This is a genomic window from Phenylobacterium sp. J367, assembly GCF_024699985.1.
Classification (GTDB): Bacteria; Pseudomonadota; Alphaproteobacteria; order Caulobacterales; family Caulobacteraceae; genus Phenylobacterium.
Genome location: NZ_JAJONA010000001.1, coordinates 2,232,840 through 2,247,246, shown reverse-complemented (window position 1 = coordinate 2,247,246; position 14,407 = coordinate 2,232,840). Strand labels below are relative to the sequence as shown.

Annotated in this window: 11 protein-coding genes and 3 pseudogenes; 10 read left to right on the top strand and 4 right to left on the bottom strand. The window is 71.3% G+C overall.

All coding sequences use genetic code 11. The features are described from left to right. Positions 1-45: 45 nt before the first annotated feature. A complete protein-coding gene (locus tag LRS04_RS12065) occupies positions 46-1,419 on the bottom strand; it encodes a cytochrome P450 (RefSeq protein WP_257816584.1) in 1,374 nt (457 codons plus the stop codon). A 151-nt stretch (positions 1,420-1,570) separates the two neighbouring features. On the opposite strand from LRS04_RS12065, the pseudogene ptsP reads away from it, so the two are divergent. The 5 genes and pseudogenes from ptsP to LRS04_RS12040 all read left to right on the top strand — a co-directional run bounded on the left by ptsP (position 1,571) and on the right by LRS04_RS12040 (position 6,584). Then, positions 1,571-3,832 (top strand): annotated as a pseudogene (gene ptsP, locus LRS04_RS12060) (phosphoenolpyruvate--protein phosphotransferase). Between the two features lie 171 nt (positions 3,833-4,003). Next, positions 4,004-4,222, top strand: a pseudogene (locus tag LRS04_RS27900) (helix-turn-helix domain-containing protein); the annotation flags it as partial. A 304-nt stretch (positions 4,223-4,526) separates the two neighbouring features. After that, positions 4,527-4,976 (top strand): hypothetical protein, encoded by a 450-nt coding sequence (locus tag LRS04_RS12050; RefSeq protein WP_257816582.1) that lies wholly within the window; start codon positions 4,527-4,529, stop codon positions 4,974-4,976. A 52-nt stretch (positions 4,977-5,028) separates the two neighbouring features. Next, entirely contained in the window at positions 5,029-6,165 is a 1,137-nt protein-coding gene (ispG, locus tag LRS04_RS12045; RefSeq protein WP_257816581.1) for a flavodoxin-dependent (E)-4-hydroxy-3-methylbut-2-enyl-diphosphate synthase, read from the top strand. Between the two features lie 122 nt (positions 6,166-6,287). Further along, positions 6,288-6,584 (top strand): hypothetical protein, encoded by a 297-nt coding sequence (locus LRS04_RS12040; protein WP_257816580.1) that lies wholly within the window; start codon positions 6,288-6,290, stop codon positions 6,582-6,584. 97 nt (positions 6,585-6,681) lie between these two features. On the opposite strand, the gene LRS04_RS12035 is transcribed toward LRS04_RS12040, so the two are convergent. Further along, positions 6,682-6,975, bottom strand: a complete 294-nt coding sequence (locus LRS04_RS12035) for a hypothetical protein (RefSeq protein WP_257816579.1) — start codon at positions 6,973-6,975, stop codon at positions 6,682-6,684. A gap of 138 nt (positions 6,976-7,113) precedes the next feature. Here LRS04_RS12035 and prfA point away from each other — a divergent pair, with 138 nt between their 5' ends. Further along, complete coding sequence (gene prfA, locus LRS04_RS12030) at positions 7,114-8,187, top strand: peptide chain release factor 1 (RefSeq protein WP_257816578.1); 1,074 nt, start codon at positions 7,114-7,116, stop codon at positions 8,185-8,187. A 151-nt stretch (positions 8,188-8,338) separates the two neighbouring features. On the opposite strand, the gene LRS04_RS12025 is transcribed toward prfA, so the two are convergent. Continuing rightward, positions 8,339-9,169, bottom strand: a complete 831-nt coding sequence (locus LRS04_RS12025) for a GlxA family transcriptional regulator (protein WP_257816577.1) — start codon at positions 9,167-9,169, stop codon at positions 8,339-8,341. A gap of 259 nt (positions 9,170-9,428) precedes the next feature. Here LRS04_RS12025 and LRS04_RS12020 point away from each other — a divergent pair, with 259 nt between their 5' ends. Continuing rightward, positions 9,429-10,106, top strand: coding sequence for a DJ-1/PfpI family protein (locus LRS04_RS12020; protein ID WP_257816576.1), 678 nt, complete (start codon positions 9,429-9,431; stop codon positions 10,104-10,106). Here the strand turns inward: LRS04_RS12020 and LRS04_RS12015 are convergent. Then, complete coding sequence (locus tag LRS04_RS12015) at positions 10,103-11,350, bottom strand: YihY/virulence factor BrkB family protein (protein WP_257816575.1); 1,248 nt, start codon at positions 11,348-11,350, stop codon at positions 10,103-10,105. The genes LRS04_RS12020 and LRS04_RS12015 overlap by 4 nt on opposite strands. Before the next feature lie 99 nt (positions 11,351-11,449). Between LRS04_RS12015 and LRS04_RS12010 the strand changes: the two genes are divergently transcribed. From LRS04_RS12010 to LRS04_RS12000, 3 genes and pseudogenes are all read left to right on the top strand, one after another. Next, a complete protein-coding gene (locus LRS04_RS12010; RefSeq protein ID WP_257816574.1) occupies positions 11,450-12,244 on the top strand; it encodes an MOSC domain-containing protein in 795 nt (264 codons plus the stop codon). Then, a pseudogene (prmC, locus tag LRS04_RS12005) lies at positions 12,241-13,111 on the top strand (peptide chain release factor N(5)-glutamine methyltransferase). Before LRS04_RS12010 ends, prmC begins: the two are co-directional and overlap by 4 nt. A 251-nt stretch (positions 13,112-13,362) precedes the next feature. Next, entirely contained in the window at positions 13,363-14,352 is a 990-nt protein-coding gene (locus LRS04_RS12000) for a DUF4167 domain-containing protein (RefSeq protein WP_257816573.1), read from the top strand. Positions 14,353-14,407 lie beyond the last annotated feature (55 nt).

Genomic DNA, 14,407 nt, shown 5'->3' with positions numbered 1-14,407 from the left:
GTGGGCGCGACGATGGGACGGCGGCGCGTGAGAGTCAAAGCGCCCTCAGAGCCGCAGCGTCATCGGCATCCCGCCCTCGGGCCGCATGGAGACCCGCACCACCGGGCGGATACGGTGGCCGGGGTCGGGGACCAGGGTCGCCCCGCGCACCAGGGTCGCCAGCACGGCGACGGCCTCCATCATCGCGAAGCCCTGACCGATGCAGACCCTTGGGCCGCCGCCGAACGGCAGGTAGGCGAAGCGGTGGCGCCTCTCGCTCTCGGCCGCCGAGAACCGGTCGGGATCGAAGGCGTCCGGGTCGCGCCACAGGGCCCGATGCCGGTGCAGCGCATAGACGGCGATGAACACGAAGGTCCCCTTCGTCACCGCCAGGTCGCCGACCTGCACGTCCTCGGCGCACATCCGGCTCATGATCGGCAGGGAGGGATAGAGCCGCATCGCCTCCTGGATCACCTGGCGGGTGAAGGTCAGCCGCTCCACGTGCCCGGCGATGACCCGGCCCTCGCCCACGACCTCGGCGACCTCGGCCCGCACCCGGGCCGCCGCCTCCGGCACGCTGCCCAGCAGATAGAGCGACCAGGTGAGGGCGAGCGCCGTCGTCTCATGGCCCGCGCCGATGAAGGTCAGCAGGTTGTCGCGGAGCAGTTCGTTGCTCATCCGCCGGCCGGTCTCGGGATCCTCCGCCGCCATCAGGAGGTCGACCAGGTCGCCGCGCGCCGCCTCCCGCCGCCGCCGCTGGATCATCCGGTCGACCATGGCCTTCAGCTCGACCAGGGCCCGGTAGCCTCGGGGCGCCAGGGCGATCCGCGTCCACAGCGGCAGTTGCAGGAAGTCGGCCGGCGTCACCCGGCCGAGCGTCTCCAGGTAGTCGGTGATCCGCTTCGCCGCCGTCGCCGCGTCGATCCCCTCGCCGCCCGAGAGCATGGTCTCCAGGATCACGTCGAAGGTGATGGCGGTCATCTCGCGGGCGACGTCGAGCCGCGCGCCGTCGCCCCGCTCCCGCCAGCGCCCGAGCGCGGCTTCGGCCGCGGCCACCATGGCGCCGGCCATCGGCTCGATGTTCTGCGGCCGGAAGCCCGGCGCGGCGGCCCTTCGCTGCCATCGCCAGTGCGCTCCCTGCGCCGTCAGCAGCCCCTCGCCCAGCGCCGGCTTGGTCACCCGCTCGAACATCCAGTCCTTGGGAAAGGCGTCCGTCCTGTCGAGCAGGATGGTCTTCAGCATCGCCGGATCGGTGACGTAGAGGAACTTCTGAGCGTTGTTCTCGCGCAGCAGATAGGGCTCCTCGTAGACCGCCCGCGGCCAGGCCTCGATGGGATTGTCCATCAGGGTCCACATGGCCCGGAAGCGCGGCAGCGGCGCCTCGGGCGGGGTGATGGTCGGGGGCACGAATCTCGCCGAACGGGCCGGATCGTCTGGCATGGGGATATCCTACCCGCTCGCCACATCGGCGCCATGCTCAGCCCGCAGGCAGAGCCGCGATCGACGCAGCTAGCCTCTTTCCGTCTCTTGTCAGACACGTAAAGCTGGTAGGGACGCGACGTAAGGGATTGAGGGAGGACGAGCGCCGAACATGGCGGTTCCGGGCGTGGCCATCCGCGGACAGCGCAGCCTGCTTCGGCAGATCTGGAGTCGCTTGCGGGCGGCGGCCCGGCCCAGGCGCGCCTGGACATGGTCGTGCGGATCATCGCCCGCTCCATGGTCGCCGAGGTCTGCTCGCTCTACCTGCGCCGCTCCGGCGGCGAGATGGAGCTGTTCGCCACCGAGGGCCTCGACGCCACCGCCGTCCACGTCACCCGCATGAAGCCGGGCGAGGGCCTGGTCGGCGAGATCATGAAGCTCGGCCGGCCGCTGAACCTCGCCGACGCGCCCGAGCACCCAGCCTTCTCCTACCGGCCGGAGACCGGCGAAGACCCCTACCACGCCTTCCTCGGCGTCCCCCTGCTGCGCGGCGGCCGCTCGATCGGCGTGCTGGTCGTCCAGAACCGCACCGAGCGGGTCTATACCGAGGACGAGGTCGAGGACCTGCAGATCATCGCCATGGTGCTCGCCGAGATGGTGGCCGCCGGCGAGCTGACCGCCGAGGAGATGAAGGGCGTCGAGATCGCCCCGCATCGCCCCGAACGCCTGAAGGGCGCCAAGTTCGCCGACGGCCTGGCCTATGGCGTGGCCGTGCTGCACGAGCCGCCGGTGGCGCCGTCGCAACTGCTGTCCGACGACGTGGTGGCGGAAGAGGCGCGGCTGAAGGCGGCGATCAGCGGCCTGCAGGCCCAGGTCGACGACATGCTGGACGGCCAGCATGGCCTGGTGGAGGCCTCCTACGAGGTGCTTGACACCTACCGGATGTTCGCCCACGACCGGGGCTGGAACCGCAGCCTGGAGGATGCGGTGCGCAACGGCCTGACCGCCGAGGCCGCCGTCGAGCGCGTCCGCTCCGAGCACCGCGCCCGCCTGGGCCAGGCCCGCGACCCCTATCTGCGCGAGCGCCTGCACGACCTCGAGGACCTCAACGACCGGCTGCTGCGCCACCTCTCCGGCGACGGCCACGTGGCCCGCGACCTGCCCGACAACGCCATCCTGATCGCTCGCAACCTCGGCCCGGCCGACCTGCTGGAATACGACCGCAAGAAGCTGCGCGGCCTCCTGCTGGAGGAAGGCTCCACCGCCAGCCACGCGGCCATCGTCGCCCGCGCGCTCGACATCCCCCTGCGTCGGCCGGCTGAACGGCCTGCGCGACCGGGTGAACGAGGGCGACCCCGTGGTCGTCGACGCCGAGACCGGCGAGGCCTTCCTCCGCCCGCGGACCGACGTGGTGAAGGCCATCCAGGCCCGCATCGAAGTCCGGCGCCAGCAACAGGCCGAGTTCGCCAAGCTGCGCGAGACCCCGGCCTTCACCCGCGACGGCCACAAGGTCACGCTGCTGATGAACGCGGGCCTCGACGTCGACCTCGACATCCTGGGCGACACCGGGGCGGAGGGCATCGGCCTCTTCCGCACCGAGTTCCAGTTCATGGTCGCCGAGGAGATGCCGCGCTTCAACGCCCAGGCCTCGCTCTACGGCCGGGTGATGGACGCCGCCGGCGACCTGCCCGTCACCTTCCGCACCCTCGACCTCGGCGGCGACAAGGTGCTGCCCTACCTGGAGGCCGAGCGGGAGGACAATCCGGCGCTGGGCTGGCGGGCGATCCGCATGGGCCTCGACCGCCCGGCCCTGCTGCGCCTGCAGCTCCGCGCCCTGATCGCCGCCTCGCGCGGCCGGCCGCTCAGGATCATGTTCCCGCTGGTGGCCAGCGTCGACGAGTTCCGCGCCGCCCGCGCCCTCGTCGACACCGAGATCGCCTGGGCGCTCCGCCGGGGCCGCAAGGCGCCGTCGCGGCTCGACGTCGGCGCCATGATCGAGGCGCCCTCGATGATCTGGCACCTCGACGCGCTCCTGCCGATGACCGACTTCGTCAGCGTCGGCACCAACGACCTGCTGCAGTACGTATTCGCCGCCGACCGCGGGAACCCGCGGGTCGCCGACCGTTTCGATCCCCTCTCGCCGCCGTTCCTCCGGGCCCTGGAGCAGATTCAGCGGGCCTGCGCTGAGACGGGCACCCCGGTCAGCGTCTGCGGCGAGATGGCGGGCCGCCCCCTGGAGGCCTTCGCCCTGGTGGCCCTGGGCTTCGAGCGGCTCTCCATGCCGCCGGCCGGCGTCGGGCCGGTGAAGCAGATGGTGCTTTCCTGCGACCGGGAGGCAGCGCGCCGCGGGGTCTCCGCGTTGCTGAAGAGCGGCGCCGGTTCCGTTCGCAACGAAATCGAAACACTGGCGCGTAAAATCTACCTCGCGGTCTGAGGAGACCGGCGCTACGTGACCGAACACCGCATTGAGCACCACCTTGACGCGTGCTACGCGAAGTTCATCTTCAGAACTTCGTTGAGTCCTTGCTGCGGCCGTCGTCGCAAGGGTCTCAAGGCCCCGCTTGATCGGGGATAGGGGCAGGCCGTGGCGTTGGATACTGGCCGCATGACCGACCTCTCAATGGAAGCCGCGAACAGCGGCGGTCCTGGTCTTGCCGACACCTACGCCCCCACCGTCCATTCCGGCACGAACATTGGCGACGCGCTGCGCCTCGTCCGCGATTTCAAGGGGCTGACGCTCGAGGAACTGGCCGAACGCACGCGCGTCCGCCGCGCCTACCTCGCGGCCATCGAGGACATGCGGCTGGAGCAGCTGCCGTCCCGGCCCTTCACCATCGGCTATGTCCGCTCCTACGCCAGCGCGCTGGGCCTCGATCCGGACGAGGCCACCTACCGCTTCAAGGCCGACGAACCCGTCCTCGACGAGCCGCTGCGCGCGCCGGTCGGCGTGCACGAGGACCGCGACCCGCGTCTGTCGGCCCTGGTCGCCGCCGGCTGCGTGATCGTCGGCGCCATCTTCATGTGGAACATCGCCCAGCGGGCGATGATGGAGGCCGCCCCGCCGCCGCCGTTGGCCCCCCGAGGCCGCCGTCGTCGCCGCCCTGCAGGCGCAGAAGGATCTTCCCGCCGTGCTCGGCGCGCCCCTGCCGGCGCCGGTGGAATCCACCACCCCCGCCCTCTACGAGACCCCCGGCCTCGCCAAGGCCGGCGAGGACGGACGCGGCAACCACGACCCGCCGGCGATCCTCGGCGTCAATCCGGTCGACTTCGTGCCGCCGGACATCTCGCAGCTGCCGCCGGTCTTCAAGGCCGAGGGCAGGATCTACGGCGCCGAGCCCGGCCAGCCCTCGCTCATCACGCTGAAGGCGCTGCGCTCCGGCGCCCTCATCCTGCGCGGCGCCGACGGATCGGTCTATTTCGCCCGCCAGCTCGACAAGGGCGAGGCCTACCGCATCCCGGCCATCGACGGCCTGGCGGTGGACGTCTCGGACCCCTACGCCTTCCAGGTGTTCGCGAACGGCCAGTCCCGCGGCTTCCTGCCCGCCGCGCTCTCGTCCGCGAGCAAGCTCGGCGGCTGATCGCCCCACGCCGCTTGGGTTCTCTCCGGAAAGCCCCTATTTTCCGCCCCGCATGAGCACCCAGGACCACACCTCCGTCCGCCCCTGGCGGCAGATCCAGCGCCGGCCTTCGCGCAAGATCCGCGTCGGCGACGTGGAGGTGGGGGGCGACGCGCCGATCACCGTCCAGTCGATGACCAACACGCTGACCGCCGACGCGGCCGCGACCATCGACCAGATCCGCCAGCTCGAGGAAGCCGGCGCCGACATCGTCCGCGTGTCCTGCCCGGACGAGGAGTCCACCGCCGCCTTCGCGACGATCGCCAGGGCCGCGAAGGTCCCGCTCGTGGCCGACATCCACTTCCACTACAAGCGCGGCATCGAGGCGGCGAAGGCCGGCGCGGCCTGCCTCCGGATCAACCCGGGCAACATCGGCTCGCCTGACCGGGTGCGCGAGGTGATCCAGGCCGCCCGCGACCACGGCTGCTCCATGCGGATCGGCGTCAACGCCGGGTCCCTGGAACGCGACCTCCTGGAGAAGTACGGCGAGCCCTGCCCCGACGCCATGGTCGAGAGCGCACTGAACCACGCCCGCATCCTGCAGGACCACGACTTCCACGAGTTCAAGATCAGCGTGAAGGCCTCCGACACCTTCATGACCGTCGCCGCCTACCAGCAGCTGGCAGAGCAGATCGACTGCCCGCTGCACCTCGGCATCACCGAGGCCGGCGCCCTGCGCACCGGCACCGTGAAGTCCGCCATCGGCATCGGCTCCCTGCTCTGGGCCGGGATCGGCGACACCATCCGCGTCAGCCTCGCCGCCGACCCGGTGGAAGAGGTGAAGGTCGGCTTCGACATCCTGAAGTCGCTGGGCCTGCGCCACCGCGGCGTGAACATCATCGCCTGCCCCTCCTGCGCGCGTCAGGGCTTCAACGTCATCAAGACGGTTGAGGCGCTGGAGGAACGGCTGGCGCACATCTCGACGCCGCTCTCGCTCTCGATCATCGGCTGCGTGGTCAACGGCCCGGGCGAGGCGCTGATGACCGACCTCGGCTTCACCGGCGGCGGCAAGGGCTCGGGCATGGTCTATGTGGCCGGCCGCCCGGACCACAAGATGGACAACGACCACATGGTCGACCACATCGTCGGCCTGGTGGAGGCCCGCGCCGCCGAGATCGAGGCGGCGAAGACCGCGCTCGCCGCGGAATAGTCCCGCGCTCATCCCTCCCCTGAAGCGGAAGGATGGAAATCAGCAAAGTTGACGCTGGCGTCACCCTTGCGCCTGCCACCCGCCTGCGGTTAGCTGTCGCACCACTCATGGGAGGGACGAATATGTCCGCCGCCGACGGCACCTGGAAGATCACCATCAACACGCCCATGGGCGCGCAGGAAGTGACCGCGACGATCACGACCAGCGGCGACACCTTCACCGGCAAGACCGAGGGCCGCATGGGCTCGCAGGAAGTTTCCGGCAAGGTGGCCGGCGACACGCTCACCTGGAGCTCGGCGATCACCAGCCCGATGCCGATGACCCTCGAGTTCGAGGCCAAGGTCGACGGCGACAAGATGACCGGCAACGTGAAGCTCGGCGCGTTCGGCAACGCCCCGCTCTCCGGCGTCCGCGTCTAAGCCTGACCGCCAGACAAGACGAGGCCCGCCCCGGCAAGACCGGGGCGGGCCTTTTCTTTGGACGCTTTCCCCGGCCGGAGCCGGGGAGGATTTACGCTTACTGGTTCGGGGTCACCGACCGCGCTGCGTCGCCCACGGCGTCCGCCGCGCCGGCGGCGCTGTCGGCTACGCTGGAGGCCGCGCTCGACACGGCATCGGTGCGGATCGCGTTGTTGCGGCTCTGGGTCAGCAGGAAGAAGGCGACGATCGCCACCAGGGCCAGCACGGCGATCCCGATGAGCACGCCGCCCATGCCGCCGCCGCTGCGCTCGACATAGGTCGGGCCGCTGTCCCGCTCGATCACGCGTTCCGTGGTGCCGTCGGGACGCTCGGTCACTCGTTCGGTAGCCATGTGAGAATCTCCTTGGGTGTCACCGCGCCCTAACGGCCAAGGTCCGTTTCCCGTTCCGCCCCCGAAACGGCGGGCTGGGTTTGGCAGGCGGCGCTGAGGGCGCTAGAGAAGCGACCCTTCATCCCAGGTGCTCACGACGTGCGACTTCCCCAGGCCAGGCTCGACCAGGTGCTCGACCGCTTCCGCGAGATCGAGGCGCGCATGGGCGCGGCTGCCGACGGGGCCGAGATCGTCCGGCTCTCCAAGGAGCACGCCGAGCTGAAGCCGGTGGCCGACGCCGTCGCCGAGCTGGAACGCGCCCGCGCCGAGCTGCCCGAACTCGAGGAGATGGCCGCCGGCGACCCCGAAATGGCCGCGCTGGCCCGCGACGAGCTGGAGGCGCTGAAGGCGCGGCTGCCGGCCCTCGAGCATGAGGTGGCGCTGCTCCTGGCCCCGAAGGACCGGGACGAGAACGCCTCGGCCATTCTCGAGGTGCGGGCCGGCACCGGCGGCGACGAGGCCGCCCTGTTCGCCGGCGACCTCTTCCGCATGTACCAGCGCTATGCCGCCGAGCACGGCTGGCGGGTGGAGGTGGAGAGCATCTCCGAGGGCGACGCCGGCGGCTACAAGGAGATCGTCGCCTCGATCACCGGCGACGGCGTGTTCGGCCGGCTGAAGTTCGAGAGCGGCGTCCACCGGGTCCAGCGCGTGCCGGCCACCGAGGCGCAAGGGCGCATCCACACCTCGGCCGCCACCGTCGCCGTCCTGCCCGAGCCCGAGGACATCGAGATCGACATCCGCGACCAGGACATCCGGATCGACACCTACCGCTCGTCCGGGGCCGGCGGCCAGCACGTCAACAAGACCGACAGCGCCGTCCGCATCACCCACCTGCCCACCGGCATCGTGGTCACCAGCTCCGAGAAGTCGCAGCACCAGAACCGGGCCCGCGCCATGAAGGCGCTGCAAGTCAAGCTCTACGACCAGCAGCGCGAGGCCGCCGCCGCCTCCCGGGCCGAGAGCCGCAAGAGCCAGGTGGGCTCCGGCGACCGCTCCGAGCGCATCCGCACCTACAACTTCCCGCAGGGGCGGGTCACCGACCACCGCATCAACCTGACGCTCTACAACCTGCCCAAGGTCATGGAAGGCGAAGCCCTCGACGACGTCATCAACCCCCTGATCGCCGAGGACCAGGCCGCGCGGCTGGCCGCGCTGGAAGACGAGTTCTCCTAAGCGTCAGTTGCTCCCCCTCCGGGGGAGCTGTCGCCTTCGGCGACTGAGGGGTCCGCTCAGACGCCGGGAATGACTCCCTCCACCGCTTCGCGGTCCCCTCCCCCGATGGGGGAGGAACTGGCCGAGCTGGCCTCTCCAGATGGGAGAGTTCTCACGCCCCGAACCGCGCCTGGTACTCCCGCGGCGGCACGCCCATGCGCCGCCGGAACGCCCGCCTCAGGTTCTGTTCGTCGTGGAAGCCGCAGGTGCGGGCGACCTCCTTCAGCGAGCCGGTCCCGGCCTCGATCCGCCGCCGCGCCTCCTCCAGGCGCAGCTTCACCAGCCAGGCGGCGGGCGTCGCCCCGACCTCGGCCTTGAAGCGGCGGGAGAAATGGCGCGGGCTCATCCCCGCCGCGTCGGCCAGCCGCTCCAGCGGCAAGTCCTCGTCCAGCCGGTCCAGCACCCAGAGCTGCAGGGCGCCGAAAACGTCCTCGCGCCGCTCGGCCTCCAGGAAACGGCTGAACTGCGCCTGCCCGCCCGGCCGCTTGCGGTAGATGACCAGTTCCTGCGCCACGGCGACGGCGGTGGCCTTGCCCCAGTCCCGCTCGACCAGCTCCAGCGCCAGGTCCATGCCGGTGGTCACGCCGGCCGAGGTGAAGATCCCCCCGCTCTCCACGAAGATCGCGTCCGGCTCGACGGCGCAGCCGGGCGCCAGCGCCCTCAGCCGCTCGCAGTAGGACCAGTGGGTCGTCGCCGCCCGGCCGTCCAGCAGGCCGGCCGCCGCCAGGACCAGCGCCCCCGTGCAGATCGACCCCAGCCGCTCCACCCTGCCCGCCATGGTCCGAAGCCAGGCCAGCAGTTCCGCGTCCTCGGCCACGGCCTGCCAGCCGATGCCGCCGCCCACGAACAGGGTTTCACAGGCGTCGACCTGGCGGTACGACCGCGCGGCGATGACCTCCAGCCCGCCCGACATCCGCACCGGCCCGGCCTCGGCGGCGACCATCTCGACCGCATAGGCCGGCTCGGTCCGGCCCCAGGTCTGGGCGAGCCAGCGAGGTGCGGGCGAAGACCTCGAGCGGTCCAGTGATGTCCAGCACCTGGGCGTCGGGATAGCCCAGCATGACGACGCGGTGGGTCATGGTCCGACGCTAGGGCTACGCTCGGTCGGGCCGCAAGCGTCTTGGCCGGATTTGACCGCTCGGCGTCGTTCACGCCAGCGCGGTCCGCGCGCAAGCTCCGGGCAGCCGCCAAGGGAGCCTCCCATGAACCGACGCGAGATCCTCGCCGCCTCGGCCGCCACGCTCGCCGCCGCCCCGGTGATCGCCCAAGCCGTCGCCCGCCTGCCCGACCGCCAGCGCATCAACGTCGCCTTCCTGATCGGCGACGGCGCCAACGTCATCGACACCGCCGGCCCCTGGGAGGTCTTCCAGGACACCATGACGGGCGAAGGCGCGGGCATGCGCCATCCGTTCAAGCTCTATACGGTCGGCCCCTCCACCGACGTCCTGAAGATGACCGGCGGCCTCCTGGTGAAGCCGCACTTCAGCGTGGACGACGCGCCCGAGCCGAACGTCATCGTGGTCCCGGCCCAGCGGTCCACCGAGGCCACCCGGGCCTGGCTGAAGGCCATGAGCCCCAGGACCGACGTCACCATGAGCGTGTGCACGGGCGCCTTCCAGCTTGGGCGGGTCGGCCTGCTCGACGGCCTGCCGGCCACCACCCACCACGACTTCTTCGACGCCTTCGAGAAGGAGTTCCCGAAGACCTCGCTCCAGCGCGGCCCCCGCTTCGTGGACAACGGGAAGATCGCCACCGCCGGCGGCCTCACCTCGGGCATCGACCTCGCACTGCATGTGGTCGAGCGCTACTTCGGCCAGGACACCCGCAAGGCCGTCGCCCGCTACATGGAGCACGCCAGCGGCGACTGGCGGGCGGCTTAGCGCGGGTTGCGGGGCGGGGGCGGCGGCAGGGTCGGCAGCGGCGGTGGGTTGCGGTCGCTGCGGCCCATCAGGTTGTTCACCTGCCGCCGCGTGGTGCCCCAGAGGATGCCGACGCCCTTGCGCACGCCGACGAACGCCAGGCCCACGCTGTCGGCCACCACCGCGCCGCGGGTCCCCATGGGCTTGGGCTCGCCGATGGTGGTGTCGAGCGCCGTCTGGTGCTCGATCTCGGCGTTGATCTCCGCGCCCAGCAGCAGCGCCATGACCGAGAACCAGATCCACACCAGGAAGCCGACGATCGCGCCCAGCGACCCGTAGGTGATCTGGAAGCGCGCCACATTGTTCACGTACCAGGAATAGCCCAGCGAGCCGCCCATCCAGACCGCCGCCGCCAGGACCGCGCCCACGAGCACCCACCGCCACTGCGCCCAGCGCCGCGAGGGGCCGTAGCGGTAGATGATCGCGAAGGCGCCGGCGACCAGCCCGTAGAGCACCAGCCAGCGGAGCGGGATCAGCAGCTCGCCCGCCCCGATCTCCTCCAGCCAGAGCGGCGTCGCCACCAGCAGCGCGGTGACCGCGGCCAGGAACATCATCGCCGCGAAGGTGAAGCTGTAGATGGTGATGGCGCGCAGCAGGTAGGGCCGCCGCTCCTTCTCGTCGTAGGCGACGTTCAGCGCGTCCACCAGCACCCGGACGCCCAGCGTCGCCGTCCAGCCCGACAGCACCAGCGAGAGCAGGAAGGCCACGGAGAGCTGGGCCGGCTGCTGGGTCGCCAGCCGGGTCATCTGCTCGCCGACGATGGCGAGCACGTCCGGCGGCACGAAGGCGGCGAGCTGTCCGAGCTGCTTGGAGACCGTCTCCACGTCGGAGATCAGGCCGTAGAGCGAGACGAACACGCCGACCGCCGGCGCCAGCGCCAGCAGGGCGTAGAAGGTGACGCCTGCCGACAGGAAAGCCACCCGGTCGTCGTTCAGCTCGCGATAGACCCGCCACATCACGTCGCGCCACCCCTTCCACGGGATCTGCAGCGGGTGGACGGCCAGCCGGCCGCGGCCGGGCTCGGTGTGCTCGAAATGCTCCGGCGCGGCGATCTCGGGGTTGGAGAGCCCGGGTGGCGGATGGCGGCTGGCCTTGGCCCACAGCGCAGTCATGGCGGCCAGCCCCACCCAGGGGGCCGCACCCAGCAGCAGCCGGGTCAGGCCGCCGCGGCGCGGCGTACGGTCGGATCGGACGGTGCGCGCCAAGGCAGCTCCTCCTCCCGACGCAAGCTTAGCTTCACCGAACTCGTGACGCAGCGCCTCGTTCCCCTTGATGCCGCCGGACGGTTCCGGCAACAGGCGTCCATGACCGGACAAGTGGCCGCGATCTTCCGCCATCCCGTGAAGGGCTTCACGCCGGAGAGCCTGACGCACATCGACGTGGAACCCGGCCAGGGCCTGCCCTTCGACCGGCTCTGGGCGGTGGAAAACGGGCCGTCCGGCTACGATCCCGCCGACTGGCGATTCATGCCGAAGCAGAAGTTCACCGTTCTGATGTCGATCGCCAGGGTGGCGGCCGCGCGCACCCGGCTGGACGACGCCACCGGCATGCTCCACGCCCACGCCGACGGCCGCCCGCCCTTCGCCGGGGCGCTCTCCGATGAGGCGGGCCGCGACGCCTTCGCCGCCTGGCTGACCGCGCTCCTGCCCGAGGACGACCTGCGCGGCCCGCTCAGGGTGGTGAGGGCGCCCGACCAGCACCGTTTCACCGACCATCCCAGGGGCCAGCTCTCCATCGTCAACCTGGCCAGCGTCCGCGACCTCTCGGCGAAGATGGGCGTCGAGCTCGACCCCCTGCGCTTCCGCGCCAACCTTTACGTCGAGGGCTGGCCGGCCTGGGCGGAGAACGACTGGACCGGCCGCCGGATGATGGTGGGCTTCGCCCAGGCCGAGGTGTTCAAGCCGATCGTCCGCTGCGCCGCCACCCACGTGAACCCGACCACCGCCGAGCGCGACGCCGACGTGGTCAAGGCGCTGTTCGACAACTACGGCCACATGAACTGCGGCATCTACCTCCACGTGACCTCCGCCGGCCGCATCGGCGTCGGCGACGCCGCCACCCAGCCGGAGGTCGAACCCCAGGTGGAGGCCCTGGCATGAGCCTGACCCTCGTCCAGGCCTGGACCCAGGCCAAGAAGACCCTGGAGGCCGCCGGCCTCGCCGGCCCGGTGATCGACGCCCGCCTGCTCGTGGAGGCCGCCGCCGAGGCCACCCGCACCGACATCGTCACCGACCCCTATCGCGCGCTGACGCCCGAACAGGAGGCGACGCTCGCCGAATACCTCGCCCGCCGGGTGCGGCGGGAGCCGGTCAGCCAGATCCTCGGCCGCAAGGGCTTCTGGAAGATCATGCTCAACGTGAACCGGGACGTGCTCACGCCCCGGTCGGACACCGAGGTGATCGTCGACGAGGTGCTGAAGGCCACCACCGAGCACCAGCGGTTCTCGATCCTCGACCTCGGCGTCGGCTCCGGCGCCATCCTGCTGGCCATCCTCGCCGAGCGGCCGGCGGCCAAGGGCCTGGGGGTCGACGTCTCCGAGGAGGCGCTCGCCGTCGCGCGCGACAACGCCGCCCACCTGGGGCTCGCGAACCGCGTCGCCCTGCTGCGCGGGGACTGGGGCGAGGGTCTGGCGGGCGACAGCTACGACGTCGTCGTCTCCAACCCGCCCTACATCGCCGCCGAGGTGATCGAGACCCTGGAGCCCGAGGTCCGCGACTGGGGAGCCGAGGCTGGCGCTGGACGGCGGCGCCGACGGCCTGGACGCCTACCGGCGCCTGGCGCCCGAGATCCTCCGCCTGCTGAAGCCCGGGGGCCTCTTCGCCGTGGAGATCGGCTACGACCAGAAGGACGCCGTGGAAGGCCTGTTCCGCGAGGCCGGCGCCTTCAACGTGCGGACCATCAAGGACCTGGGCGACCGGCACCGGGTTGTCGCAGGGATGAAAAACCCCTTGGAAACGGGCGCTTGAGTCGCTACATCAGGTAACGTCTCCACCGAAAAAAGCCGGCTAGACACAAGTGTCCTCTTGCGAGGATGCACGCCGTCCCGGCAGGCGCGACGCTTTCTCACCAGAGCCTCTCGCTGAAGAGCTTCCGGGCGGAAGACGGGGAACTTAAGCGTCTTCAACATTCCAGCCGGGCGTGACCGCCCGATCCCGCTGAAGGCAAGCGCAGAGGCCGCCTCAGGGCCGCTCAGGAACAGAGCCACGGTTATCGAATAATGAGAGATTTCAAGGGTATGAAGCGTCAGCGCGGCCGCAATCGCGGCGGCGGCGGCGGCAGCGGCGGCGGGGGCAAGCCGCAGCAGAACGCCAACCGGGCGTTCGATTCCAACGGCCCCGAGGGCGTGAAGGTCCGCGGCAACGCGCAGCACGTCTTCGAGAAGTACCAGCAGCTGGCGCGCGACGCCGGCTCGGCCGGCGACCGGGTGCTCGCCGAGAACTACCTCCAGCACGCCGAACACTATTTCCGCCTGCTGCGCGCCATGCAGCCGCAGCGGCCCGCCTCCGAGATTCTCGGCCGCGACACCTTCTCCTCGGGCTACGACATCGACTTCGAGGACGAAGGCGTTCAGGCCCAGGCCCTGGCCGCCGACGAAGCCGCCGCCGAGGGCGGTGAGCGCGCCGAGCGCGAGAGCCAGGACGGCGAACGCCGCGACGACCGCCCGCGCGACGATCGCCCCCGCGACCGCGACCGCTACGAAGGCCGCCAGCGCGACGACCGCGCCCGGGATGACCGCCAGCGCGACGACCGTCCCCGCGACGACCGCCAGCGCGATGACCGCCCGCGCGGCGAGCGTGACGACCGCCCGCGGGACGAACGCCCCCGCGAGGAACGGGAAGGCGGCGGCCGCCGCGACCGCTGGCGCGACCGTGACGACCGCAACCGCAGCGACCGCCCGCGCGGCGAGCGCGACGACCGTCCCCGGGACGAGCGCCGCGATCCGCTGGCCGTGGTCGAGCCGCAGGCCCAGGCGCCCCTGGCCCAGGCCCCGCTCGGCGAGGACCGGCCGGCCGAACGGCCGGCCGCAGTGCTGCGCGACGCCGAGGGCGGCGAGAGCCACGCTCCGGCCTTCCTGCAGGCCCGCGCCGAACCCAAGCCCGAAGCCGCCGCCGACGAGGAAGGGGCCCGCAAGCCCCGCCGCCGCCGCGCCCCGCGCACCTTCGAGGCCGGCGAAGGCGCGCCGACCAACGAGTCCGAAGAGGCGTAAGATCATCCCTCCCCCTTCAGGGGAGGGACACGCTGCGCAGCAGCGAGGGTGGGGA